The 25,140-nt window shown below is 46.0% G+C and carries 20 protein-coding genes; 9 read left to right on the top strand and 11 right to left on the bottom strand.

Features of this window, described 5'->3' with window-relative positions:
• Positions 1–50: 50 nt before the first annotated feature.
• Together Xets_RS12345 and Xets_RS12340 are read left to right on the top strand one after the other, a co-directional pair.
• Positions 51–974, top strand: coding sequence for an ABC transporter ATP-binding protein (locus tag Xets_RS12345; protein ID WP_099131553.1), 924 nt, complete (start codon positions 51–53; stop codon positions 972–974).
• Entirely contained in the window at positions 974–1,744 is a 771-nt protein-coding gene (locus tag Xets_RS12340) for an ABC transporter permease (protein ID WP_099131554.1), read from the top strand. Before Xets_RS12345 ends, Xets_RS12340 begins: the two co-directional genes overlap by 1 nt.
• A gap of 70 nt (positions 1,745–1,814) precedes the next feature.
• Here Xets_RS12340 and panC read toward each other — a convergent pair whose 3' ends face one another.
• The 7 genes from panC to sfsA all read right to left on the bottom strand — a co-directional run bounded on the left by panC (position 1,815) and on the right by sfsA (position 8,023).
• A complete protein-coding gene (gene panC, locus Xets_RS12335) occupies positions 1,815–2,672 on the bottom strand; it encodes a pantoate--beta-alanine ligase (RefSeq protein WP_187651746.1) in 858 nt (285 codons plus the stop codon).
• A 39-nt stretch (positions 2,673–2,711) separates the two neighbouring features.
• Positions 2,712–3,503, bottom strand: a complete 792-nt coding sequence (panB, locus tag Xets_RS12330; RefSeq protein WP_099131707.1) for a 3-methyl-2-oxobutanoate hydroxymethyltransferase — start codon at positions 3,501–3,503, stop codon at positions 2,712–2,714.
• Positions 3,504–3,569: 66 nt separating this feature from the next.
• Positions 3,570–4,052 (bottom strand): 2-amino-4-hydroxy-6-hydroxymethyldihydropteridine diphosphokinase, encoded by a 483-nt coding sequence (folK, locus tag Xets_RS12325; protein WP_099131556.1) that lies wholly within the window; start codon positions 4,050–4,052, stop codon positions 3,570–3,572.
• A gap of 1 nt (position 4,053) precedes the next feature.
• Positions 4,054–5,415, bottom strand: coding sequence for a polynucleotide adenylyltransferase PcnB (gene pcnB, locus Xets_RS12320; RefSeq protein ID WP_208638600.1), 1,362 nt, complete (start codon positions 5,413–5,415; stop codon positions 4,054–4,056).
• 308 nt (positions 5,416–5,723) lie between these two features.
• On the bottom strand, positions 5,724–6,605 hold the full coding sequence (gene gluQRS, locus Xets_RS12315) for a tRNA glutamyl-Q(34) synthetase GluQRS (protein WP_099131558.1): 882 nt from the start codon (positions 6,603–6,605) through the stop codon (positions 5,724–5,726).
• Between the two features lie 56 nt (positions 6,606–6,661).
• Entirely contained in the window at positions 6,662–7,117 is a 456-nt protein-coding gene (gene dksA / locus Xets_RS12310) for an RNA polymerase-binding protein DksA (RefSeq protein WP_074019168.1), read from the bottom strand.
• A gap of 195 nt (positions 7,118–7,312) precedes the next feature.
• A complete protein-coding gene (gene sfsA, locus Xets_RS12305; RefSeq protein ID WP_099131559.1) occupies positions 7,313–8,023 on the bottom strand; it encodes a DNA/RNA nuclease SfsA in 711 nt (236 codons plus the stop codon).
• Positions 8,024–8,114: 91 nt separating this feature from the next.
• Here sfsA and hrpB point away from each other — a divergent pair, with 91 nt between their 5' ends.
• From hrpB to Xets_RS12290, 3 genes are all read left to right on the top strand, one after another.
• Positions 8,115–10,598, top strand: coding sequence for an ATP-dependent helicase HrpB (gene hrpB / locus Xets_RS12300; protein WP_099131560.1), 2,484 nt, complete (start codon positions 8,115–8,117; stop codon positions 10,596–10,598).
• A 38-nt stretch (positions 10,599–10,636) separates the two neighbouring features.
• Complete coding sequence (gene mrcB, locus Xets_RS12295) at positions 10,637–13,108, top strand: bifunctional glycosyl transferase/transpeptidase (RefSeq protein ID WP_099131561.1); 2,472 nt, start codon at positions 10,637–10,639, stop codon at positions 13,106–13,108.
• Between the two features lie 113 nt (positions 13,109–13,221).
• Positions 13,222–13,962, top strand: coding sequence for a sulfite exporter TauE/SafE family protein (locus tag Xets_RS12290; RefSeq protein WP_187651745.1), 741 nt, complete (start codon positions 13,222–13,224; stop codon positions 13,960–13,962).
• 55 nt (positions 13,963–14,017) lie between these two features.
• On the opposite strand, the gene hemL is transcribed toward Xets_RS12290, so the two are convergent.
• Positions 14,018–15,301 (bottom strand): glutamate-1-semialdehyde 2,1-aminomutase, encoded by a 1,284-nt coding sequence (gene hemL / locus Xets_RS12285; RefSeq protein ID WP_099131708.1) that lies wholly within the window; start codon positions 15,299–15,301, stop codon positions 14,018–14,020.
• A 221-nt stretch (positions 15,302–15,522) separates the two neighbouring features.
• Between hemL and erpA the strand changes: the two genes are divergently transcribed.
• Complete coding sequence (gene erpA / locus Xets_RS12280) at positions 15,523–15,867, top strand: iron-sulfur cluster insertion protein ErpA (RefSeq protein ID WP_099131563.1); 345 nt, start codon at positions 15,523–15,525, stop codon at positions 15,865–15,867.
• Positions 15,868–15,916: 49 nt separating this feature from the next.
• Here the strand turns inward: erpA and btuF are convergent, their stop codons facing one another.
• On the bottom strand, positions 15,917–16,762 hold the full coding sequence (gene btuF, locus Xets_RS12275; RefSeq protein ID WP_187651744.1) for a vitamin B12 ABC transporter substrate-binding protein BtuF: 846 nt from the start codon (positions 16,760–16,762) through the stop codon (positions 15,917–15,919).
• 27 nt (positions 16,763–16,789) lie between these two features.
• Positions 16,790–17,488, bottom strand: a complete 699-nt coding sequence (mtnN, locus tag Xets_RS12270) for a 5'-methylthioadenosine/S-adenosylhomocysteine nucleosidase (protein WP_099131565.1) — start codon at positions 17,486–17,488, stop codon at positions 16,790–16,792.
• Positions 17,489–17,624: 136 nt separating this feature from the next.
• Between mtnN and dgt the strand changes: the two genes are divergently transcribed.
• The gene (gene dgt / locus Xets_RS12265) at positions 17,625–19,160 is read left to right on the top strand and encodes a dGTPase (RefSeq protein WP_099131566.1); all 1,536 of its coding nucleotides are present in this window, start codon (positions 17,625–17,627) and stop codon (positions 19,158–19,160) included.
• Here dgt and Xets_RS12260 read toward each other — a convergent pair.
• On the bottom strand, positions 19,150–21,501 hold the full coding sequence (locus tag Xets_RS12260) for an ATP-binding protein (RefSeq protein ID WP_099131567.1): 2,352 nt from the start codon (positions 21,499–21,501) through the stop codon (positions 19,150–19,152). The genes dgt and Xets_RS12260 overlap by 11 nt on opposite strands.
• A 53-nt stretch (positions 21,502–21,554) precedes the next feature.
• On the opposite strand from Xets_RS12260, the gene rlmD reads away from it, so the two are divergent.
• Together rlmD and relA are read left to right on the top strand one after the other, a co-directional pair.
• Complete coding sequence (gene rlmD, locus Xets_RS12255) at positions 21,555–22,892, top strand: 23S rRNA (uracil(1939)-C(5))-methyltransferase RlmD (protein WP_099131709.1); 1,338 nt, start codon at positions 21,555–21,557, stop codon at positions 22,890–22,892.
• Positions 22,893–22,901: 9 nt separating this feature from the next.
• Positions 22,902–25,139: a GTP diphosphokinase gene (gene relA / locus Xets_RS12250; protein WP_187651743.1), complete on the top strand. Its 2,238-nt coding sequence runs from the start codon at positions 22,902–22,904 to the stop codon at positions 25,137–25,139.
• The last annotated feature ends 1 nt before the right edge of the window (position 25,140 follow it).

Genomic DNA, 25,140 nt, shown 5'->3' with positions numbered 1-25,140 from the left:
TCTATTTTTCAGCAGTCAGAAATAGCAAATAATAAAGGTATTTTTTACTTATGGCTTACGCATTGGAATTGAGGCAGCTCACGAAAGTCTATGAGAGTGGAATAAAAGCGCTGCGAGGAATTGATTTGCGTGTAGAAGCAGGCGATTTCTACGCGCTTTTGGGGCCAAATGGTGCAGGGAAATCCACCACGATAGGTATTATTAGTTCTTTGGTTAATAAAAGTGGGGGTAAGGTCAAGGTTTTTGGCTACGATATCGATATGGATCTCGTTAATGCCAAACGGCAGCTTGGCCTTGTTCCACAGGAATTTAATTTCAACCCATTCGAGACGGTGATTCAGATTGTATTAAACCAGGCGGGATATTATGGTGTCCCGCGCAATGTGGCACAGGAGAGGGTGGAAACCTACCTTACTCAATTGGATCTATGGGAAAAGCGCAACGAGCGGGCAATTCGTTTATCTGGTGGTATGAAACGGCGTTTAATGATTGCCCGTGCCTTAATGCACCAGCCAAAATTGTTAATTCTTGATGAACCTACGGCGGGAGTAGATATTGAGCTGCGCCGATCTATGTGGGAATTTTTGAAAGAATTGAATGCGCAGGGAACTACCATCATTCTGACGACTCACTACCTTGAAGAGGCTGAGATGTTGTGCCGAAACATCGGCATTATCCAACATGGCGAGCTGGTGGAAAACACAAGCATGAAAAACCTGCTTAGCCAACTTGAAAGTGAAACATTCTTGCTGGATTTATTACCAAAAGAAGCAAATCCTGTTGTTGAAGGCTACGACTACCGTCTGATTGATGCAGTAACACTGGAAGTGGATGTAAAACGTGGGCAGGGATTAAATGATGTTTTCTCCCAGTTAAGTACGCAGGGTATACAAATCAGCAGTATGCGTAATAAAGCGAATCGTCTGGAAGAGCTGTTTGTCGGATTAACCAATAGTAATCAAGGAGATAGTTAATGATCCAACTATATTGGGTGGCTCTGAAAACCATTTGGATTAAAGAGGTTACCCGTTTTGGTCGTATTTGGGTACAGACATTATTGCCGCCAGTGATCACGATGTCCCTTTATTTCGTTATCTTCGGCAACCTGGTTGGTTCCCGCATTGGCGAAATGGGGGGAGTTGGTTATATGCAGTTTATTGTGCCTGGATTGATCATGATGTCAGTGATCACCAACTCTTACGCTAACGTTTCTTCATCTTTCTTTGGTGCTAAGTTCCAACGCAGCATTGAAGAAGTGCTGGTTGCTCCGGTTCCAACCCATGTCATCATTGCTGGATTTATTGGGGGAGGGGTAGCTCGTGGGGTATGCGTTGGCATTCTGGTGACATTGGTTTCCCTATTATTCGTACCGTTGCAGATACATTCATGGGGAATGGTGGTTATCACTTTACTGGCAACTTCGATCCTATTTTCATTGGCGGGGCTATTGAATGCCATTTTTGCGAAAACATTCGATGATATTAGTATCATCCCAACATTTGTTCTGACTCCGTTGACCTATTTGGGGGGCGTATTCTATTCCCTTACCCTGTTGCCTACTTTTTGGCAGGTAGTGTCAAAGCTTAACCCGATCGTCTATATGATCAGCGGCTTCCGTTATGGTTTTCTCGGTATTATGGATGTTTCTCTGGCGATGACATTAGGTATGTTGGGGATCTTTATTGTTGGATTCTATGCATTGGCCTGGTATCTCATTGAATCAGGGCGAGGGCTAAGAACTTAATAGCCAAAATATAATACTCCGCCGTTGATTGCGGCGGAGTGAGGGACACACATATATCCCACAATTAAAATCAGTCAGCCAAATCAACCTGCTGATTATCAATCAGTCTTGTTTGCCCTAACCATGCAGCCATCAGGATCACGGCTTTTTTACTTTGTGCCGTTAATGGCATCAGGTTTTCTGCATCACGGATAAATAACTCATCCGGCATAAAGCCTTCTTCCCGCAAGTGTGCAGATGCCAGTTCAATGAGTCGTTCAGTATCCCGTTCGCCATTTTTCAGCCTTTCTGCCATAGATTGCATAATTTTGTTCAGCAAAGGCGCAGTTTTTTTCTCTTCAGCGGACAGAAGACTATTACGTGAACTCAGCGCCAATCCATTTTTATCACGGACGATCGGCACGGAAACCAATGTAATATCGTAAGCCATATCGGCAATCATCTGGCGGATAATCTGTAATTGTTGGAAATCTTTTTCGCCGAAATAAACCAGATCGGGCTGGATCAGGTTGAACAATTTGCTGACAACGGTAGTGACGCCACGGAAATGTCCTGGTCGGCTGGCACCTTCAAGGATATAAGAGAGTTCTGGTACCTCAACAAAAGTTTGGTTGCCGTTTAAACCATGTGGGTACATCTCGTTAGTATTAGGGGCGAATACCAACTCGACATTGCGACGGCTTAGTTTTTCGCAATCTTCCTGCAAGGTTCGAGGATAATTGACCAGATCGTCTTCTCGATCAAATTGCATCGGATTGACGAAGATACTGATGATAACAACATCAGCCTGTGCTTTGGCGGTATCAACTAACGCCATATGACCATCATGCAAGTTTCCCATCGTGGGAACGAAGGCAATACGCTTGCCCGCCTGGCGCCAGCGACGGATTTCCCGGCGTAAAATTGGGATCGTTTCTATAATCAGCATTGCTGTACTCCTTTAATTCGTCGTCATGCTGGGGAATAATCAGTTGAATGAGTGTGCCTGGTCGGGATAGGCGCCGCTTTCTACTTGTTCAATATATAGGCGGATAGCATCCCTTATATTGCCAGTTTCTTTGAGGAAGTCTTTGGCAAATTTGGGTGGTCTTGCGGTGATACCCAAGGCATCATGCATAACCAGAATTTGACCGTCAGTCATATTGCCTGCCCCAATGCCAATAACCGGAATTTCCAGGGCTTCAGTGATACGCTGCGCCAGTGCAGTCGGAACACATTCTAACACCAGGAGTTGCATACCTGCTTTTTCCAAAGCAATAGCATCGTCAAATAACTTTTGGGCTGAGGAGTCATCACGCCCCTGAACTTTATAGCCACCGAGTACATTGACTGATTGTGGTGTCAGACCTAAATGGCCGCAAACGGGGACGGCACGCTCGGTCAGCCTTTTGACGGTATCACATAGCCAGTCTCCACCTTCAATTTTGACCATATTGGCACCAGAACGCATGAGTGCAGCCGCATTGTCAAAACTTTGTTCGGGGGTTGCGTAGCTCATGAAAGGCATATCTGCGATGAGAAAAGCATGAGAGGCGCCAGTGCGAACACTTCGGGTGTGGTAGGAGATATTTTCAATGGTAACCGGCAGGGTAGAGTCGAACCCCTGTATGGTCATGCCGAGTGAATCACCAATGAGCATGACACTAATGCCTTGTTCAGCGAAAAGGTGGGCGAAACTGGCATCATAAGCTGTGATAGTTGCAAATTTGCGCTTTTCTTTTTTTAACTGACTTAAATCAGCCAGAGTTGTTGGTTTCATCATTATTCTCTCCTGAATAGTTATACCCTCTATTTTTTAAGTTGCCTCTCTACTTTCTACTACAAGCTACAACCAAAGCATCAGGCCATTTTCCGGAACTTTTTTTAATTGCTCTGTCAGGGATTCTCCATCGGGAAACACAAGGTCTGGTGCGATTTCTGCAAGTGGATAAAGCATAAATTCACGCTGTTTTAACCCATAGTGGGGAACCGTCAAGCGTTCGGTGTTGATGATGTGATTACCAAACAGCATGATATCCAAATCGAGCGTTCTTGGCCCCCAGCGTTCGTCCTTACGAACGCGTCCTTGTTCCAGTTCGATTGCTTGGGTGTGATCAAGCAATGCTTCTGGAGGTAATTGGGTTTCCAATGCAACGGCAAGGTTGAGGTAATCTGGCTGATCCTGTGGCCCCATTGGTTTGGTTCGGTAAAAAGATGATCGCACCACAAAAATGGTATCAGGGATCTTGCTTAAGGCAGCAAGTGCGTTATTGACTTGCTGCAAAGGATCGGCCTGATTGCTGCCAATGGCGATATAGACTCGAGTCATATTAATAACCGTTATTCCTGTTCTGGCGAACGCGTCCACCACGGCGGGGGCGTGTCCTGCGGCGAATGGGTTCGCTGCCCAGATCGGATATCATTTCGCGCTGTTGTGATGAAGTTGATTGTTGGAATGCAGTCCACCACTGCACCAGTTCTTTCAGTTCATGGCGTGGTTCAATGCTGGCGCGTAATTCTAGTAAGTCATATGCAGCACGAAACTTCGGATGTTCCATCAATTTATTTGCTCGTTTTCCTTGACGGCGCGGCAAGCGAAGCTGAAGCAACCAAATATCGCGCATGGTTGTGGTATGGCGTTTCGGGATCGCAATAGAGCGGCACTGTTCATCAAGAATATCATTCATTGCTAACGCAAAGGCGTCGTAATACTGTAATCCGCCTTCTTGTGTCAATTTTTCCGCATGTTCAATCAATGGATACCATAACATGACCGCAAATAAGAACGCGGGATTCACTCTTTTGTCACTTTGTAAGCGAAAATCGGTATTTTTCAGCACTTGTGTCAACAGCTTTTCCATTGACGAATCACCACGTTGGGTGAAACCAGGTTGAATAAGCGGAAATAATGGCTGGAACAGATGATATTCGCGCAGCAGTTTATAAGTCTTGTAACCCTGTCCTGTCTGTAACAGTTTCAGAGATTCTTCGAACAGACGTGCTGCTGGAATATCTTTCAACAGAAATGCAAGGCGCGGGATAGGTTCAGCGGTAGCTGGCTCGATAGTCATATCCAGTTTGCTGGCAAAACGGACAGCCCGCAGCATACGCACGGGGTCTTCCCGATAGCGCGTTTCTGGATCACCAATCAGGCGAATGATACCTGCATTCAGATCGGCCATGCCACCAACGTAATCCCGTAGTGAGAAATCTTCAATGCCATAATAGAGGCTATTGATCGTGAAATCGCGACGAACAGCATCTTCTTCTACTGAACCAAAAATATTATCCCGCAGTAACATGCCGCTTTGGGCTTTATGTGACTGGTTGCGGTCATTGTTTTCAATTTGATCATGTGGCCCGCGGAAGGTGGCAACTTCAATCACATCAGGGCCAAACATGATATGGGCAAGGCGAAAACGACGTCCGACAAGGCGACAGTTACGGAACAGTTGGCGAACTTGTTCAGGTGTAGCGTTGGTCGCTATATCAAAATCTTTGGGTTTTTTGTGCAGTAGTAGATCACGAACTCCACCACCGACCAGATAAGCTTCAAAACCTGATTTATTTAGGCGGTACAGAACCTTCAAGGCATTATCACTGATGTCCTTGCGTGAAATTGGGTGCTGGTCGCGTGGGATCACCGTGATCGGGGAGTCCGAAGGTATTGCCCTGACGGATTTTTTCTTCATTTTGTCGTTTTCGGCATGTGATGAAGATGAATGATTCCCTCTGCGACGTTGACGCAGAGGACTGCTCTCTGTTTGAGCAGAATGGTCAGATACGGTGACTGGCCTTTCACTGACTGCCGGTGTTACGCGCTTTGTTCTGTGATCGCGGATTAATAAATTACGGCAGAAAGTTGCTACTCGGTTAAAAATGGTACACCTCGGTAGTGACTGATCAATTAAAACAAAAAACAGCCGCCAATCATAACTTACTGGACATTTTTTGAGAATGCTTACAGTACCAATAGAAAGACTTTATTTAACTTAGTCTATTAGCTAGGTTTTTTTGGCAGAACCGCGTTTATATTCCAACCGACGACAGCTTGCTGTAGCAGTTGATCTGTCGTGAGATCCTGCCAGCCTGCGATAGTGGGCTGATTTAAAAATGATAACGCATCAATAAGCAATGGCCTTGGATCGCTCAATGGGATCGGCTGGGCATGATTTTGCTTAGAAAGTTTATTTCCCTCTTTATTTAGCACGAGAGGTAAATGCACATAATCTGGTGTTGCAAAATTTAAATGCTGATATAGAGACAGCTGACGAACCGTGGGTTCAATTAAATCCGCTCCTCTGACAATTTCAGTGACACCTTGATAGTTATCATCAATAACAACGACAAGATTATAGGCAAATAAACCGTCTTTGCGATAAATAATGAAATCTTCCTCAGCCATTTCCGTGGGCACAGTGATATGGCCTTGCAATTTATCGTAAAAACCATAAATCGGATGGTGCTGTTTTAGACGAATTGCAGCGTTGTGAGCTGGCAGAGGTAAATGTCGGCAGTGGCTATTATAAAAACCACCTAGTTGTTGGATGCGTTGGCGGGTACAGGTACAGTAATAGCTATCTCCTTGCTGTTTTAATTGATCGAGGATGGCACGGTAAGCGTCATGACGCTGAGATTGATAGAGTATCTCACCATCCCAGTAAAGCCCATAATGCTCAAGAGCTTGCAATATCCGTTTGTCTGCTCCGGGAATTTCCCGTGGGGGATCAATATCATCAATACGCATCAGCCATTTTCCGTGACAGGCACGGGCTTGCAGATAACTACCTAGTGCAGTTACCAGAGAACCAAAATGGAGATCGCCGGAAGGAGATGGAGCAAACCGCCCAATATATAACGAGGAATGTCCAGATTGAGTCATAGTGGATTCAACATAGGGGCATACGGCGCATTTAGCGCCGTACTTAACCCTATTGGTTAGCCAGCCATTTGTTTTTCACGAATTTCGGCCAACGTCTTGCAGTCAATACATAAATCGGCTGTTGGACGAGCCTCTAAACGGCGGATGCCGATTTCAATCCCACAGGCTTCACAATAGCCAAAGTCTTCTTCTTCGACCTTTTTCAGCGTTTTTTCGATCTTTTTGATCAACTTACGCTCACGATCCCGATTACGTAATTCAAGACTGAACTCTTCTTCTTGCGCCGCACGGTCAACTGGATCAGGGAAGTTTGCTGCCTCATCTTGCATATGAGATACAGTACGGTCTACTTCATCCCTGAGTTGATTGCGCCATGCTTCCAGAATCAGCTTGAAATGCTTTAACTGGGCATCGTTCATGTATTCTTCGCCTGGCTTTTCCTGGTAAGGTTCTACCCCAGCGATGGCGAGAATGCTCAAGGACGAGGTTTTACGTTTTTGCCCTTCTTGCATAATGCTTCTCCTTACACACGCACTATCAAACGACCCCCCGACAAGAGGGGGAAAAAAATAGGCCGCTATAAATAGCAGATGACTGCGAGGTTGGCAATTGTTCCTGCCATTAGTTTTGCAATGGTGTGAAGGCAGGCATGTTTACTGCCTAAATATGTTGCAAAACCCCTCTCGTCAGTATGATTTGTTTACAAATTATCCCATTGATACGAAAGGTAATTTGTCACTTATAACCATCCCGTTTTCTGTCATGCTGGCCTTATAACAGATTACTTCGACCCCTGATTGGCATGCTTGTTCCAAAAGAACAGCATAATCATGGTCAATATGTTTTGCTGCTGCAACCTGACTGATGCCAGAATGTAAAACAGCAAATAATAAAACAGCACGCTGGCCTTGTTGTGCTATCAATGATAGCTCACGTAAATGTTTTTGCCCTCGAATTGTGACAGCGTCAGGAAAATATCCATAATTTTCCTGTAACAATGTGACTGATTTGACTTCAATATAGCAGTTAACCTTTTGTTTTGATTGTAACAATAAATCTATACGACTTTTCTCTTTTCCATAGCTAATTTCACGACTCATGTGCTCATATCCAGATAATTCTGAAATGGTATTTTTTTCAATAGCTTGATAGGCCAGGTCATTGGCTCTGAGGGTGTTGACACAAATCCAGTGACCATCTTGGGTTTGCGTTAGTTCCCAGCTATTGGGGTACTTGCGTTTGGGATTATCGGATGTGGAATACCACACGGTATCCCCTGGCGTGGCACATCCTGTCATGGCACCCGTATTGGCACAGTGTATAGTGAGTATTTCACCTTCTGGCGTGAGGACATCCGCAAGAAAGCGTTTATAGCGGCGGATTAAGGTAGCAGGTTTTAGGGGCGGTGAAAATTCCATAAACTTTCCTTCATAACCGGTGGGCGAATGAAATCAAAGGCGCTAATGCTACAATGGCATCCATTGAAAGTTAATTCATTATGGTGATCCTTTGTCATTGCCCATTTGTGACTTATTACCCATTTATAACGTCGTGGACTCCGTTATTGCTGCATTGCAAACATCGAAGCAAGTGTTATTACATGCACCAACGGGAGCTGGAAAATCGACCGGATTGCCATTGGCAATTTTACAGCAGGCGCAGTTGTCGGGGCGCATTATTATGCTGGAACCACGGCGTATTGCTGCACGTAGTGTGGCTGAGCGTCTTGCCGAACAACTCAATGAGCCTGTTGGTATGACTATAGGCTACCGGATGCGTTCGGAAACCAAAGTCAGTGCTGCAACACGGCTTGAGGTTGTGACCGAAGGGATTCTGACGCGTATGCTGCAACAAGATCCTGAATTGAGTGGTGTCTCTCTCGTCATTCTTGATGAATTTCATGAGCGTAGCTTACAGGCCGATCTTGCATTGGCACTGCTGCTGGATGTACAGGAAGGGTTGCGTGATGATTTGCGTATCCTGGTAATGTCGGCAACATTGGATAACCAGCGCCTTTCTGCTTTATTACCCGATGCGCCGGTGATTGTGTCAGAAGGGCGCAGTTATCCGGTAACGAGGTCATATCATCCACTTCCTTCTCATCAATCTTTTGAACAATCAGTTGCATCGGCGGTATTGCGATTATTGCAGCAGGAGACGGGATCGTTGTTGCTGTTTCTGCCCGGTATCGGTGAAATTCAGCGGGTGTTGTCGCAATTGGAAGGCAAGATCAATGACGATACGCTATTGTGTCCATTATATGGTGCATTGTCGTTGGCAGAACAACGCAAGGCAATAACGCCAGCGCCTGTCGGGATGCGTAAAATTGTGCTCGCCACCAATATTGCAGAAACCAGTTTGACGATTGAAGGTATCCGCCTAGTGGTAGACAGCGGACTGGAGCGATCTGGTCGATTTGAACCGAAGACTGGTCTAACGCGTTTGATTACTCAACGCATCAGCCAAGCATCTATGGTTCAGCGAGCAGGGCGGGCTGGGCGATTAGAGGCAGGTGTCTGTTGGCACTTATTTAGTCAGGATCAGGCAGAAAGAGCCAGAGAGCATAGCGAGCCGGAGATGTTACATTCAGATCTAAGTGGATTACTGCTCTCTTTATTGCAGTGGGGATGCCGTGATAGCACCCACCTTCATTGGCTGGACAATCCACCACAACCCGCATTGGCGGTTGCAGAATCCCTGTTGCTTCGTCTGGGAGCGTTGGACGACAACCAGCAACTGACTTCCCGTGGTTGGCAAATGGCAGAATTCGGCAGTGAACCGCGTTTGGCTGCAATACTGTGTTCAACTCAGGAGAGCGAAGGTAAAGAAGGCGAAGGCTGTGCAGCATTGATAACGGCAGCGAAATTGGTTGCCATTTTGGAAGAACCACCGCGTCGTGGACAGCCTGATCTTCTCTATTGGATGACGACGAATCAACGTCATTGGCAGCAACGAGCCAATCAGCTCGTCAGGAATTTTACAAATCATCTGATAAGCCACCCTGAAAATCTCAGATTGGATCTTGTGCCTGAACTATTGGTGCAGGGTTTCCCAGACCGGATAGCCAAAAACCGCGATAATCTTGGGCGTTTTCAATTAGCTAATGGCTTAGGGGTAGCACTGGAACGTGAAGAGCCGCTTTCGGGAGAGGCCTGGTTGGTGATCCCTACGTTACAGCAGGGAAGCAGCCATCCTGATGCACGGATTTTGCTTGCCTGCCCGTTGGAGATTGAACAGACCATAAAGCGACACCCTCTTCTGTTTACTGAGTATACAACCGTAGAGTGGGATGATAGTAAAGGTTCGTTACGGGCGTGGAAGCGTTTGCAATGTGGGCGATTAATTGTCAAAGCCCAGCCATTGGCAAAACCTTCGGCATCAGAATTACAGGAAGCCTTGCTGAATTGGGTCAGGCAGGAAGGATTGTCGGCATTGAATTGGTCACAGGAAGCGTTACAGTTGCGTATTCGCCTGCAAAGGGCGACAGAATGGTTACCGGAGGTGGAGTGGCCTGCGGTTGATGACGAAGCGTTGTTGGACTCTCTTGAACAGTGGTTGCTTCCTGCCTTGGATGGTGTTGAGGACTTGAAAGGCTTGCGCCAGATTGAGCTGTCCTCCTGTTTGATGGGATTGCTTGATTGGCAACAACGGCAAATACTGGATAATGAATTGCCTACTAATTACACTGTGCCAACTGGGAGCAGGATCACTATCCAGTATTTCCATGATAAACCTCCTGCACTGGCAGTGAGAATGCAGGAAATGTACGGAGAGCAGCAAAATCCAGTATTGGCGAAAGGACGGGTTCCGGTTGTTATTGAGTTGTTATCTCCTGCCCATCGTCCATTACAGATCACGCAAGACCTCGCCGCGTTTTGGCAGGGAACTTATCGTGAGGTGCAAAAAGAGATGAAAGGGCGTTACCCCAAACATTTATGGCCTGATGATCCTGCCAACACGGCACCGACCAGGCGTGTGAAAAAACAGATGTAATTGTTTCAGTTAATTAATAAACATTTGGAGAATTCGGTATGTCTGATGATGATCGTCAGCCAATCGGACGCAAGGGTAAAAAATCTGAACTTCGTCGTGGACAAACATCTAACAAACGCGATCGGCGGGATGACTATGATAAAAATGATGATTTTAATGACGATGATGAGGATGAAGTCATGACTAAAAAAGGGAAGAACGCCCGTAGTCCTAAGTCCCGCCCACCTAAAAGAGGAGGGCATTGGTTTTTATGGTTGCTGCTAAAGATCTTTATTGTGCTAGCGGTACTCATTGTCATTTATGGCTTCTATCTGGATAACAAAATTCGCGAGCGTATTGACGGAAAAGTCTGGGATTTACCGGCCGCCGTGTACGGACGGATGGTCAATCTTGAACCCGGCATGAATTACAGCAAAGACGAAATGATCCATCTGCTGGAAGGTATGCAATATCGAAGAGTGACAAAAATGACCCGAGCAGGTGAATTTGTAGTCAGGGGGAATAGCATAGAGATGCTACGCCGCCCATTTGATTTCCCTGATGGTAAAGAAGAGCAAATTCAGGCACGATTAATTTTTGATAATAACCACCTTGCCAGCATTGAAAACATGGAAAACCATCGCCAGTTTGGTTTTTTCCGCCTTGATCCAAAATTGATCACAATGATGCAATCGCCGAATGGTGAACAACGTCTGTTTGTCCCGCGTTCTGGCTTTCCTGATTTACTGGTTCAGACTTTACTGGAAACAGAAGATCGGCACTTTTATGAACATGATGGCGTCAGGCCGCTTTCCATCGCCCGTGCGTTTTTAGCTAACTTGACGGCAGGACGTACGGTTCAGGGGGGCAGTACCCTGACGCAGCAATTAGTGAGAAACTTGTTCCTTTCCAACGAACGTACCTTGAGTCGTAAAGCGAATGAAGCTTATATGGCGTTGCTGATGGACGCACGTTATAGCAAGGATCGCATTCTGGAATTGTATTTGAACGAAGTTTTTTTAGGACAAAGTGGTGATGAGCAGATCCATGGTTTCCCATTGGCGAGTTTGTACTATTTTGGGCGTCCGGTTGATGAACTGAGTTTGGATCAGCAGGCGTTGCTGGTGGGAATGGTCAAGGGAGCTTCGTGGTATAACCCATGGCGTAATCCTAAGTCCGCGTTGGAGCGGCGCAATATCGTTTTGAAAATCCTCCAAAACCGAAAAATCATCGATCAAGAGCTGTATGATCTACTCAGTGCCCGTCCGTTAGGTGTAAAACCGAAAAGTGGGGTAATTACGCCACAGCCAGCCTTTATGCAATTGGTTCGTCAGGAATTGCAGGAAAAGATGGGCGATAAAGTCAATGATTTATCAGGAGTGAAGATATTTACGACCCTCGATCCTGTTTCGCAGGATGCGGCGGAAAAATCTATTGAAGAGGGCGTTTCTGCCCTGCGAAAAGCCCGCAAGATTGATGATTTAGAAGGGGCGATGGTCGTTGTTGATCGTTTCAGCGGTGAGGTTCGTGCCATGGTTGGCGGCTCCCAGCCACAATATGCCGGATTTAACCGAGCATTGAATGCCCGTCGTTTGATTGGTTCGCTTGCCAAACCAGCCACTTATCTGACCGCATTGAGTCAACCGGATCAATATCGCCTGAATACCTGGCTGGCAGATGAACCTATCTCTATCCCTCAGGCGGGCGGAAAGCCTTGGAAACCGAAGAACTTTAGCCGTACTTTCAGTGGGCGTGTCATGTTGATCGACGCGTTAGCACGTTCGATGAATGTGCCGACAGTGAATTTGGGGCTGGATGTTGGGTTAGATCGCATTTCCAGTACCCTGATTGCACTGGGTATTCCTGCGAAAGAGATCCAACAGAACCCTTCTATGTTGTTGGGAGCGATTAACCTAACGCCAATGGAAATGGCACAAGAATTCCAGACTATTGCCAGTGGTGGTAATCGGGCGAAACTTTCTGCGTTACGCTCTATCATTGCTGAAGATGGTACGGTGATTTACCAGAGCTATCCACAGGCAGAGCGTGTTGTGCCGCCACAGGCTGCTTATCTGACGCTATACGGTATGCAGCAGGTGGTAGAGAGAGGTACAGGGCGCTCACTGACAGGAAAATATGGCAAATATCACCTGGCAGGCAAGACTGGAACAACCAATGATCTTCGTGACAGTTGGTTTACAGGCATTGATGGTAAAGAAGTCGCGATTGTTTGGACTGGACGTGATAACAATGGCCCGACGAATTTAACCGGAGCAACGGGGGCACTGACGATTTACCGTCGTTATCTGGAAAATGAAACGCCACTGGAACTGAATAACCGTCCACCGGAAGGGATTGTGGATATGTCAGTCAATGAAGATGGTAGTTTCAACTGTGAAGGAAGCGGTATCAGAGTATTACCGGTTTGGACTGATGATTCGCAGAAGCTGTGCCAGCAATCAGTACAGCAGCCTATAGAGAAGAATGAAGAAGAAGCGCCTGGCTGGCTACGTGAGATGTTTGGTCAGTGATAATTTTTTGACAAATAATAAAATATAGCTCCCGACTCGAAAATGAGTAGGGAGCTTAATTAAATGTATTATCGTTGGAAAACGAAACATCTTGAATCAGTGGGCATAACACTTTGAATATCCTTATCTTATCCTTACTCTTTATTACTGCGGCATTATTGCATGGTATCAGCGGGATCGGTTTTCCGATAGCCAGTACAACAGCGTTAAGTCTATTTATGCCATTAAAAGAGGCGGTGGTATTAGCCTTATGGCCGACTTTATTGGTGAGTATCTTAAGCGTTATTTCAGGTGGAAAGATTGGTAAGGTATTCCATAAATATGGCTTATTGGCACTTTTTTCATTAATTGGCAGTTTTATCGGAGCGAAACTTTTATTCTTAATTAATCCGGCCTACTTGCAATTATTATTGAGTGGTGTCATTGCATTTTATATTGTCAGCAGTACTCGTAGCCGTCATTTCCATTTGCCGGACAATCCAATTATTTTGTCGCTGTTTGGTTTAGCCGCTGGGATTATTGGTGGGGCAACCAATGCGATGTCACCTATCCTGATTATGTGTTTATTGGCAATGAGCAGTGATCGCCATGAAATTGCACGGGCAGCCAATTTATGCTTTTTACTTGGCAAGATCAGTCAATTAGTGGTGTTACGCCAGGAAGCGTTCGAATTGTTTTCTTCAACCTATTTATGGCCGATACTCATATTAACGGTTTTATCTCTGCTTTCTCTCTTTATTGGTACACGCCTAAGATCGCGTATCAGTCAACATCATTTTCGCTGGTTAATGCTAATATTACTTGGCGTGTTGGCGGTGATGTCAGCTATTCAGGCGATACGGGCTTTGGTGTGAAGACGTCACTGATAAGGCGAATAGTGACGTCTGGGATTTGGGAAAGCAAAATATTTTATTGCAGTTTTGCAAAACAACGTGCTGCCGCATCAACAGTACGTTGGATATCTTCCTCTGAATGAGCGATGGACATAAAACCCGCTTCAAATGCAGAAGGAGCCAGATAGATGCCTTCATCCAGCATCAAGTGGAAGAACTGCTTGAAACGTTCTACATCGCACCTCATGACATCCTGATAACAGGTAACGCTTTCCGCATTGGTAAAGAAGATACCGAACATGCCGCCAACGTGGTTCACAACCAAGGGGATACCGGTTGCTGATGCCGCATTTTTTAAACCATCCGCCAGTTTGTCAGTCAGTTCGCTCAAGCGCTGATGAACACCAACCTGGGCAACTTCTTTCAGGCAAGCAAGGCCAGCCGCCATCGCAATTGGGTTGCCCGAAAGAGTTCCGGCCTGATAAACAGGGCCAGTTGGTGCCAGTTTTTCCATAATTTCCAGACGGCCACCAAAAGCACCTACAGGCATACCGCCACCGATGATTTTGCCAAGAGATGTCAAATCTGGTTTAACATCGTAATATTCTTGTGCACCACCTAGTGCGACACGAAAACCTGTCATCACTTCGTCAATAATGAGCAGTGCACCAAATTCATCACACAATTTACGCAGACCCGGCAGGAATTCTGGTAACGGTGGAATGCAGTTCATATTACCTGCGACGGGTTCGACGATAATACAGGCGATTTCTTCTGGATATTTTTCGAAGGCTTCACGGACAGAATTCAGGTCATTGTAAACACAAGTCAGGGTGTGTTTAGCGAAATCAGTGGGTACGCCTGGAGAGTTTGGCTGACCGATAGTCAGGGCACCCGATCCGGCTTTTACCAGCAAGCAATCGGCATGGCCGTGGTAGCAACCTTCGAATTTAATGATTTTGTCACGGTGGGTATAACCACGAGCCAGACGAATGGCGCTCATGGTGGCTTCTGTACCTGAATTCACCATACGAACCATATCCATGGAAGGCACCAGTTCAGTGACCAGTTTTGCCATTTCCACTTCGGCGGCGGTTGGTGCGCCAAAACTCAAACCACGTTCCGCGGCCTCAATGACGGCGTTGCGGATAGCCGGGTGGTTATGTCCAAGAACCATTGGCCCCCATGAACCGACATAATCGATATAGGCATTGCCATCAACATCATAAAGATAAGCACCATTAGCACGTTGAATAAAAACAGGTGTCCCACCAACACCGTTAAAAGCACGTACGGGTGAATTGACTCCACCAGGGATCACATGTTTTGCCTGAGAGTAAAGCGTTTCGGACTGGCTCATTAATAAAAGCTCCTGAAAAATAGCGGGATATGGGAATTCCATTCTAAATTACCCCGATAGGGAAGCCAAATCATCATATCCTCTCATCATTTGGATTATTGCATTCACGTGACAAAACTTGAACGAATCAGTCAGGTATTGGATAATCTCGGCTAACTGATCAGAAAGCATAAAATAACTTTCCGAGAATTTTTACCGGAGAACCGGACTGGAGTAAAAGTATGAGCGATGATGCTGCATTGCCTTTGCAGTTTACTGATGCCGCAGCCAATAAAGTCAAAATACTGGTTGCTGATGAAGATAACCCGAATTTGCGCCTGCGGGTTTACATTACCGGTGGTGGTTGTAGCGGCTTCCAGTATGGTTTCACTTTCGATGACCAAATTAACGAAGGTGATATGACGATTCAGAAACAAGGGGTTGAATTGGTTGTTGACCCCATGAGCCTGCAATACCTGATAGGCGCTTGTGTGGATTATACAGAAGGGTTGGAAGGCTCCCGTTTTATTGTTGCCAATCCGAATGCAAAAACCACTTGTGGTTGTGGCTCTTCTTTCAGTGTCTAATTGGAAAATTCACTATTGCAATAAATGGCCTCTTATTTAGGAGGCTATTTTAATTGGGACGATTTAACTGCTTACAAAGTTGTTCTGCCGCTAAAATAACCCTCGGTCCCGCACGGCTAAACCAGTCATCGTTCAGAGCGATAATAGTGACATTCATTTGTGGTCGCCAAAAATCAGCCACCTGCTGTTTTTGCCCTTCCGTTCCGCCTATGATAATGACTTCCGGTTTGCGGGTAAGTACTTGCTCACGGTTAACCTGTGGCCACGGAACAGGGCTATCAGCAAAAATATTTTTACCGCCACATACGGAGACAATTTCGCTTTGGATAGTATGGCTGGAGGAAGTAAAAATGGGATGCATACCAAACTGCAAGAACACGGGCTTAGGGTTCAGGTTGGCGTACTTTTGTTTTAATTGATTGAACTTGTCGCGAATATCTGTGGCTGATTTCTTAGCCATATCGGGATGTGGGCTATAAGCAGCCAGTCGTTCCAGCTCTGACGCAACATCTTCTACATTTTTCACATCCGAATAAAAAATGGGGATGCCGAAAGCAGCGAGTTGTTCCAGAGGACGTTGGGGATTACCGCCACGCCATGCCAAAATCAGATTAGGTTTCAGGGCGATGATCCGTTCAACATTGATGCCTTGCCAATCAGCAACTTGCTCTAACTTTTTAGCGGCTTCGGGATAATCGGAATAAGCGCTAACAGCGATAAGTCGGTCGCCCAGTCCCGCAGCATATGCCAGCTCTGTCGTTGATGGGGCAAGGCTAATAACACGGGACGCTGCTGCATAAAGTGGAGCACTGAAACCAGACCAAAAGCTGTACAAAAGGAATAAGAATGCCAGCCAAATGGATCGATGGGGAATTATTTTCAACAATGATTTCATTATCGATGCTCCACTGTAAATGACGACTTACTGTTTGCTGAGTTCGGTCAGCATGGCATTGACCATCCGCGTCGATTCACGCGCTGCGACAACTAAAAATTCATCAAAACTGATATGGGACTCTTGATCGGCAACATCAGAAATAGCACGAACGACAACAAAGGGGAGGTTATATTGATGGCAAACATGACCAATGGCCGCAGCTTCCATTTCAACCGCAGCAACTTTCGGGAAGGTAGCCCGAATGCGTGTCAATGGCTCAGAACCATTGATAAAGGCATCGCCGCTGCAAACCAGACCACGAACGGCGTTCAGGTTGAGGGATTGGATACATTTTTCTGCCAGGGCGATCAATTTAGCGTCAGCAATAAATGCGGCTGGACATTGCGCCATTTGTCCCGGCTCATAGCCGAAAGCGGTAAGATCGGCGTCATGGTAGCGAACTTCTTCGGAAACCACGATATCCCCCACTTTCAGGTTAGGATCAAGGCCACCGGCTGAACCCGTGTTAATCACGATATCTGGCTGGCAATGCTCAATCAACAAGGTGGTTCCAAGTGCGGAGGAAACTTTACCAATACCAGATTTCAACAAGGCGATATCAACGCCATTCAGTTTGCCGGTATAAATTTCGCATCCACCTCGTGACAATGTTTGCAGACCTTCAATCTGGTCACGCAATAAAGTCACCTCTTGTTCCATTGCACCTATTACGCCTATTTTCATTGTGTCATACTCGTTTGTTATTAATGGATTGATGCCTATATTAACAGGCTGATTTAACCGGCAAGTGTATCATTGAATAGTTATTTACCGCAGATTCCAATTCTAAATAATCGTTTCATTTAGCATGGGGGAATTAATGTCTAAGATTGATTTCAAGCAGAAGTTGAATTACCAACGTAAGTTCAGTAAATCTTCCATTCATCCCGATGATGAAGAGCAAATAATTCGCCAATTTGAAAGCGATCGTGGGAGGATCATCAACTCTGCCGCTATTCGGCGGTTGCAACAAAAAACACAGGTATTTCCACTGGAACGTAATGCGGCAGTACGCAGTCGGCTGACGCATTCGCTCGAAGTGCAGCAAATAGGGCGCTATATATCAAAAACAATTATTGCGGAGCTGGCAAAGCAGAACTTATTGGAAAAATATGGGCTGAATGATCGCCTACTTGCCTTTGAAAGCCTGATTGAGATGGCTTGCCTGATGCACGATATTGGTAATCCTCCATTTGGCCATTTTGGCGAGGCAGCGATTAAAGATTGGTTCTCTCGCCGATTAGATCCTGACTATTCGCTCCATATGCTGAAAACGGAGAATAGGCAGGATGCCTGTAAGGTCGCGGCATTGCGCCTGACAGGAGAAGAAAAGAAAGATCTATTCCGTCGACAATTGCGCCGAGATTTATGTCAGTTTGAAGGTAATGCCCAGGCTATCCGTCTGGCACATAATCTGCTGCGCTTGAATCTCACTTATGCCCAGATTGGCTGCATATTGAAATATACCTGTCCGGCCTATCGTCTGGAAGAGACGCCTGTTGAATTCAGTTACCTGATGAAGAAAATAGGTTACTACTGGTCAGAAGAGAGCTTTATCTGTGAATTGAGAAAAGAACTGCAAATGGGGGAATTCTGTCGCTTCCCACTGACATATATTATGGAAGCCGCAGATGATATTTCATATTGCATCGCAGATTTGGATGATGCGGTTGAAAAAGACATTTTTAACGTCGAACAACTGGTGGAATATCTGAAAAAAGAGTGGGAAGAAAACGGAGGATACGGGAAAGGTGATTTGTTCGAATCTACGGTGATACAAGCTTACAAGAAAACCACCAATAACGAAGCACGTCGTAATATCCACGAACAATTTTTCATGTATTTACGGGTGTTTATCACCGGGAAATTGGTACCTTATACTGCCAAATTGTTTATTGAACATCTGCCTGAAATCTATGCAGGTACATTTAATCACGCCCTGTTGGAAGGACATGGGGAAGAACACCGTTTATTGAAAACCTTGAAAAATGTCACCCGTAAACGGGTTTTCAATCACCCTGAAGTGGAAGAACTGGAATTACAGGGATACCGAATTATTACCGGATTGCTGGATGTATATAGTCCTTTGCTGGCATTACCTCGTCAGGATTTTATGGAACTGAACCAGAATAATTTTCACAAACAATACTTTATTGAAACGCGCTTGCTGCACAAGCTTTCGACCAAACATCGTTTAGCTTATGGTGAGGCCGTGGAAGGAATTGTTGCCACTGATGAGACTGAAAAAGATGTGATCGAGTTTTATTATCGGGCACGTCTTATTCAGGACTATATCAGTGGCATGACGGATAATTATGCTTATGAAGAATATCGTAAGTTTATGGTCACGAAGTAACGGGTTCGAGTGGCATGGTAGCCTCAAGTATGTCAGGAGTGGCTGCCATTACATGATTGATCTCGTCCATGAATTCCAGCAATTCAGGTTCCAGATCAGCCAAGGCAACCCCTTGGTGCAGTTGTTTTTCAACCAATTCGCAAATTGCCTTCAGTTTAGGAACGCCGTTATAGCAGCAACTGCCGTGTAATTGGTGGACATGATGCTGAAAGTGTTTGCGGATCGCTTCACCATCGGCGGTTAAAACCTGTTTAATCATTCCCTTCATGTCGGGCAATGATTTCACCAGCATTTCTAGCATCTCCCGCGCCAATGCTTCTTTGCCGGCGGTCTTCTGCAACGCCATCTCCCAGTCAATGGCTTGTGGTTTTTTCTGCCGGCAGTATTGGTTCAGCAATGTTTTCAGGCAGTTTTCATCCAAAGGCTTGGAAAGACAGTCAATGAACGGTGCATTCTTCGCTTCGTGGCAGGCAAAGGCCGTAACAGCCACAATCGGTGTCTCCTTATGTTGGGGGAATTGTTGGATTTGCTCAGACGTTTGGATACCATCCATATCCGCCATCTGAATATCCATCAAAATCAGATCCAGCGCATGTTGTTTCGCTATTTCCAGCGCCTCTATACCATTACTGCACAGAAAGGTATTTTCAACGAGTTCATGCAGCAGTGTACCGATCAATTTCAGGTTAGCGGGATTATCGTCCACTGCCATAACGGTCATGGGTAAACGCGATGATGCCGAACAGACTGGCAGATGTTCTGGCAATGATCCGAATGAATATTCTTCTTTTTCCAGCCAGATATCAAAGTAAAATATCGTTCCTTTAGCGACTTCACTGGTAAAGTCAATGTCTCCTTTCATCTCACTGACCAACCGCTTAGTGATACTCAATCCCAGCCCGGTTCCCCCGTAATGGCGGGTAATGCTGGCATCTGCTTGATTGAAGGCCTGGAACAGAATCGGACGGTATTCGGGTTTGATACCGATACCCGTATCAGTCACGGTAAAATCGATCTGTACAAGATGGTGTTGCTGCTGGCGTAATTTGATATCCAGCGTCACACTGCCTTTATCTGTGAATTTAATGGCATTGCCAATCAGGTTAGTCAGTATTTGCTGCAAGCGAATGGGATCGCCAATCATCAGATTGGGTAACTTATCATCAATATGGTGGTGCAGGGGAAGATTTTTCGCATTGGCAGCAGGCGTTAGCAGTTCAATAACTTCATTAACGGTATCCCTTAGCAGAAAAGGCACTTGATCCAATACCAGTTTATTGGATTCCAGTCGTGAGAAGTCCAGAATATCATTGATGATTTTCAGTAGGTTATTGGCTGATCTGTCAATGACATACAGATACTCCATCTGTTGTGGCGTAATGGGGGTTTTTAACATTTGACGGGTAAAGCCAATGACCCCATTAAGCGGTGTGCGTAATTCGTGGGACATATTCGCCAGAAATTCCGTTTTGATCCTGACCGCCTCTTGGGCACGTTTTTTGGCGATAGTCAGTTCAACATTCTGAATTTCTAGCTGCTCCATCGTAATTTGCAGGTCGGAAGTGGCTTGATCAATATGAAGCTGCATCTCATCTTTGTATTTCGAGAGTGATTCTGCCACGGTGTTGATACCATTCTGGAGCGCGGATAATTCCCCTGGCATGGCACCTGTCACGCGGCTGTTTAGTTGTCCCTGACGGATACGATCAACGGCTTTAACCATGCAGTTCAGGGGTTGGGTGACTTTGCGCACCAGCACATGAGCAAACAGTGCTGTTCCTCCAAGGCACAAAATCAGCAGAATGATGGAGGTGGCAATCTCCTTGTATTGCTGGAGCTGGGCAGCGCGTAAGTCCAAATCAATGGCGATATAGCCAATCGGCGGCGTATCCCTGGTGGACGTGTTCCAGGGATTAGAAGAAGCGTTTTCTGAGATAATTGGCATCTTCAGGATGATACTGTTGCCGTATTCCATTTTGGACAAGGTTGTAGGCATGGCTTCGTTGGAAGTGAGCCTCAAGCGATTGACATCATACTTGTCATTCGAAATATCGAATAACTTGTTATGCTTATCAAAGATCGCAATTGCCCTGATAATTTCAGAGTTTCGGCGATGCAGGCTGTTTATCAATGAGTCAACTTGCTGGCAATTGTCCAGATTAATGCCAACCTCGCTGGCGATGGATAAGGGTTCAATAATGCTGATCCCACTGCGGACTATCAGGCTCTTCAACTCGTAATAGCGGTATGAGATAAATGATATACTCACAAGCGTTCCGACCAGTAAAACAGGAACCAATATCAGGCTCATCATACGGGTGCGTAGGCTATATTTGGTCATAGGCGTCCATTGTGGGAAAATCAGAACTCAATTTTTCAAAGTCAGTCAGAATCATGGTGCAATTTTACTCCCCAAATCGTCGCTCCGTAAACCGAGGCATTATTTCCGTTACCGCAGATAACCTTGATGCACAAGGGCAAGGCATTGCTCGTCATCAGGGAAAAACTATCTTTATTGCAGGATTATTGCCGGGTGAACAGGCACAAATCCAACTGACAGAAGAAAAACGCCAATTTGCTAAAGCTAAGGTCGTGAAAAGGCTATCAGATAGCCCGCATCGCGTAGCACCTCACTGTCCACATTTTAAAGTGTGTGGCGGGTGCCAACAGCAGCACGTTGCCACTGAGCTGCAAGTTAAAACTAAGGCCAGTGTACTGGAACACCTGATCCAGCGGGAAACAGGAATTAACATCAGTGCACATCCCGTCATTCGCAGCCCAGAATATGGCTATCGGCGCAGGGCCAGGCTTGGTCTGCAATATCACGGCAAACAACGCACATTATTGATGGGGTTTCGCCAGAGTCAGACCAACGATTTGGTGAGTATTAAACATTGTCCTGTTATGCGCCCTGAATTGGAACAATTATTGCAGCCGTTGTACCAGTGCCTGAATAGCCTGTATGCAGTAAAACGATTAGGGCACGTGGAATTGGTATTGGCTGATAGTGGACCATTAGTCGTGTTGCGCCATCTTGATCCACTTAAGCAGGAAGATAAGGAAATACTGCGCATTTTTTCGGTGCGGTACAATGTCTCAATTTATCTGCTTGGTGAAGAAAAATCCCTTGAACCGTTGATGGAAGGGCAAATAGCACCGTGGTATCAGGTGAATGGGTTGAAATTGGTGTTCAGCCCCCAAGATTTTATTCAGGTGAATGATGTCGTTAACCAACAAATGGTCGCACAGGCGTTGGCGTGGTTGGATTTGCAACCAACAGACAGAGTTTTGGATCTGTTTTGTGGCATGGGAAACTTTACCTTGCCGATCGCCACGAAAGTACAGGCAACCGTGGGTGTGGAAGGGGTTGCTGAGCTGGTGGCGAGCGGGCAATATAACGCCCGGCTCAATAAACTTAATAACGTCGATTTTTTTCATGAAAATCTGGAATCGGATATTCACCAGCAGCCTTGGGCAGCACAAGGGTTCAATAAGGTGCTGCTGGACCCGGCCCGCGCTGGTGCAGCGGGTGTTATGGCACATATTGTAAAATTGGCCCCCGAAAAAGTAGTTTACGTTTCCTGTAACCCCACAACACTTGCGCGGGACAGCAAGGTCTTGTTGGCGGCGGGTTATCATCTTGTCAGTGTGCGGATGCTGGATATGTTTCCACACACAGGCCATCTAGAATCTATGGCGCTGTTTAGCAGTGAGCCAATGGATATCGAGTAGGGAGAAATTATGGTTGCGGTAAGAAGTGCGCATCTCACGCCGGCAGGTGAATTTGCGGTCGATAAGTGGATCGCGAGTTTAAACATTACTAACCCACAATCCAGTGAAAAGTTGATTGAAACCTGGCGATATTGTCACGAAAAAGTCCAGGGTCACCCCAATGCGGAACTGTTGCTATGGCGCGGTGTGGAAATGGTGGAGATCCTGTCCACATTGAGCATGGATAATGACAGTATGCGTGCTGCGCTACTTTTTCCCATCCTTAATGCCAAGCTACTCGATAGCGAAACAGTGACCGAAACATTTGGTAAAGCCATCACAAATCTGGTGCATGGTGTATTGGAAATGGATGCCATTCGCCAACTGAAAGCCACGCATACCGATGCGATTTGTTCGGTACAGGTCGACAATGTTCGCCGGATGCTACTGGCGATGGTGGAAGATTTTCGTTGTGTAATTATTAAGCTGGCAGAACGCATTGCCCATTTGCGGGAAGTGAGAGATGCCAGTGAAGATGAGCGGGTGCTGGCTGCCAAAGAGTGTTCCAATATCTATGCTCCTCTTGCCAATCGGTTGGGAATTGGGCAGCTAAAATGGGAGCTGGAAGATTTCTGTTTCCGTTACTTACATCCCGATGAATATAAGAAAATTGCCAAGTTATTGCATGAGCGCCGAATTGATCGTGAGCAGTATATCGAGAAATTTGTGACAACTTTGCGTAAATATATGCTGAAAGAAGGGGTTCGTGCTGAAATATACGGGCGTCCGAAGCATATTTACAGCATTTGGCGCAAAATGCAGAAAAAATCTCTCTCCTTTGATGAATTGTTTGACGTGCGCGCCGTGCGGATTGTTGTCGAGCGTTTGCAGGATTGCTACGCAGCGCTGGGGATAGTGCATACTCACTATCGTCATTTGCCGGATGAATTTGACGATTACGTTGCCAATCCGAAACCGAATGGTTATCAGTCTATTCATACAGTCGTTTTGGGGCCAAATGGCAAAACGCTTGAGATTCAAATCCGCACCCGCCAGATGCATGATGATGCGGAACTTGGCGTAGCGGCGCATTGGAAATACAAAGAAGGCGCTGCGCTTGGTGGTGGTAAATCCGGCAGTTATGAAAGCCGTATAGCATGGCTGCGGAAATTGATCGCATGGCAGGAGGAAATGGCGGATACCGGCGAAATGCTGGATGAAGTGCGCAGTCAGGTATTTGATGATCGCGTTTATGTCTTTACGCCAAAAGGGGATGTCATTGATTTGCCAATTGGCTCTACGCCGTTGGATTTTGCCTATCATATTCACAGTGATGTCGGTCATCGCTGTATTGGGGCAAAAATTGGCGGACGCATCGTACCATTCAGCTATCAGCTTCAGATGGGCGATCAGATTGAAATCATTACCCAGAAACAACCTAATCCAAGCCGTGACTGGTTGAACCCGAACCTTGGCTATGTGACAACCAGCCGTGGACGCGCAAAAATCCACAATTGGTTCCGTAAGCAAGATCGTGACAAAAACATCATTGCCGGCCGCCAGATGCTGGACAATGAGTTGGCACATTTGGGGCTCACGGTCAAGGAAGCAGAAAAAGAGCTGATTGCCCGTTATAACGTCCACACATTGGAAGAAGTGTTGGCGGGCATTGGCGTCGGTGATATCCGTATCCACCAGTTAGTGAATTTCCTGCAAAACAAATTCAATAAAATTACGGCAGAAGAAGAAGATCGCGAGGCACTTCGCAACCTGGAGAACAAAACCTATACACCACGTAATACCAGCAAAGATAATGGACGTATTGTCGTGGAAGGGGTAGGTAACTTAATGCACCACATTGCCCGTTGCTGCCAGCCTATCCCTGGTGATGAGATTATTGGATTTATCACACGCGGGCGAGGGATCTCCATCCACCGTGCTGATTGTGATCAGTTGGCGGAACTCGAAGCCAGTTCACCGGAACGGATAGTCGATGCAGTGTGGGGAGAGAGTTATTCGAGCGGCTATTCACTTGTGGTACGCGTTCTTGCCAACGACCGTAGTGGATTATTGCGTGATATCACAACCATTCTCGCCAATGAGAAGATCAATGTGTTGGGTGTCAGTAGCCGTAGTGATGTTAAGCAACAACTTGCCACCATTGATATGAACATTGAGATTTATAACTTGCAAGTGCTTGGGCGGGTATTGGCAAAGCTCAATCAATTGTCTGATGTGATTGAAGCCAGACGTTTGCACGGTAATTGAT

It is taken from the genome of Xenorhabdus sp. TS4 (genome assembly GCF_014467265.1).
GTDB lineage: Bacteria > Pseudomonadota > Gammaproteobacteria > Enterobacterales > Enterobacteriaceae > Xenorhabdus > Xenorhabdus ehlersii.
Note: the sequence above shows the minus strand (reverse complement) of the source record. Positions and strands in the feature narration are given on the sequence as shown.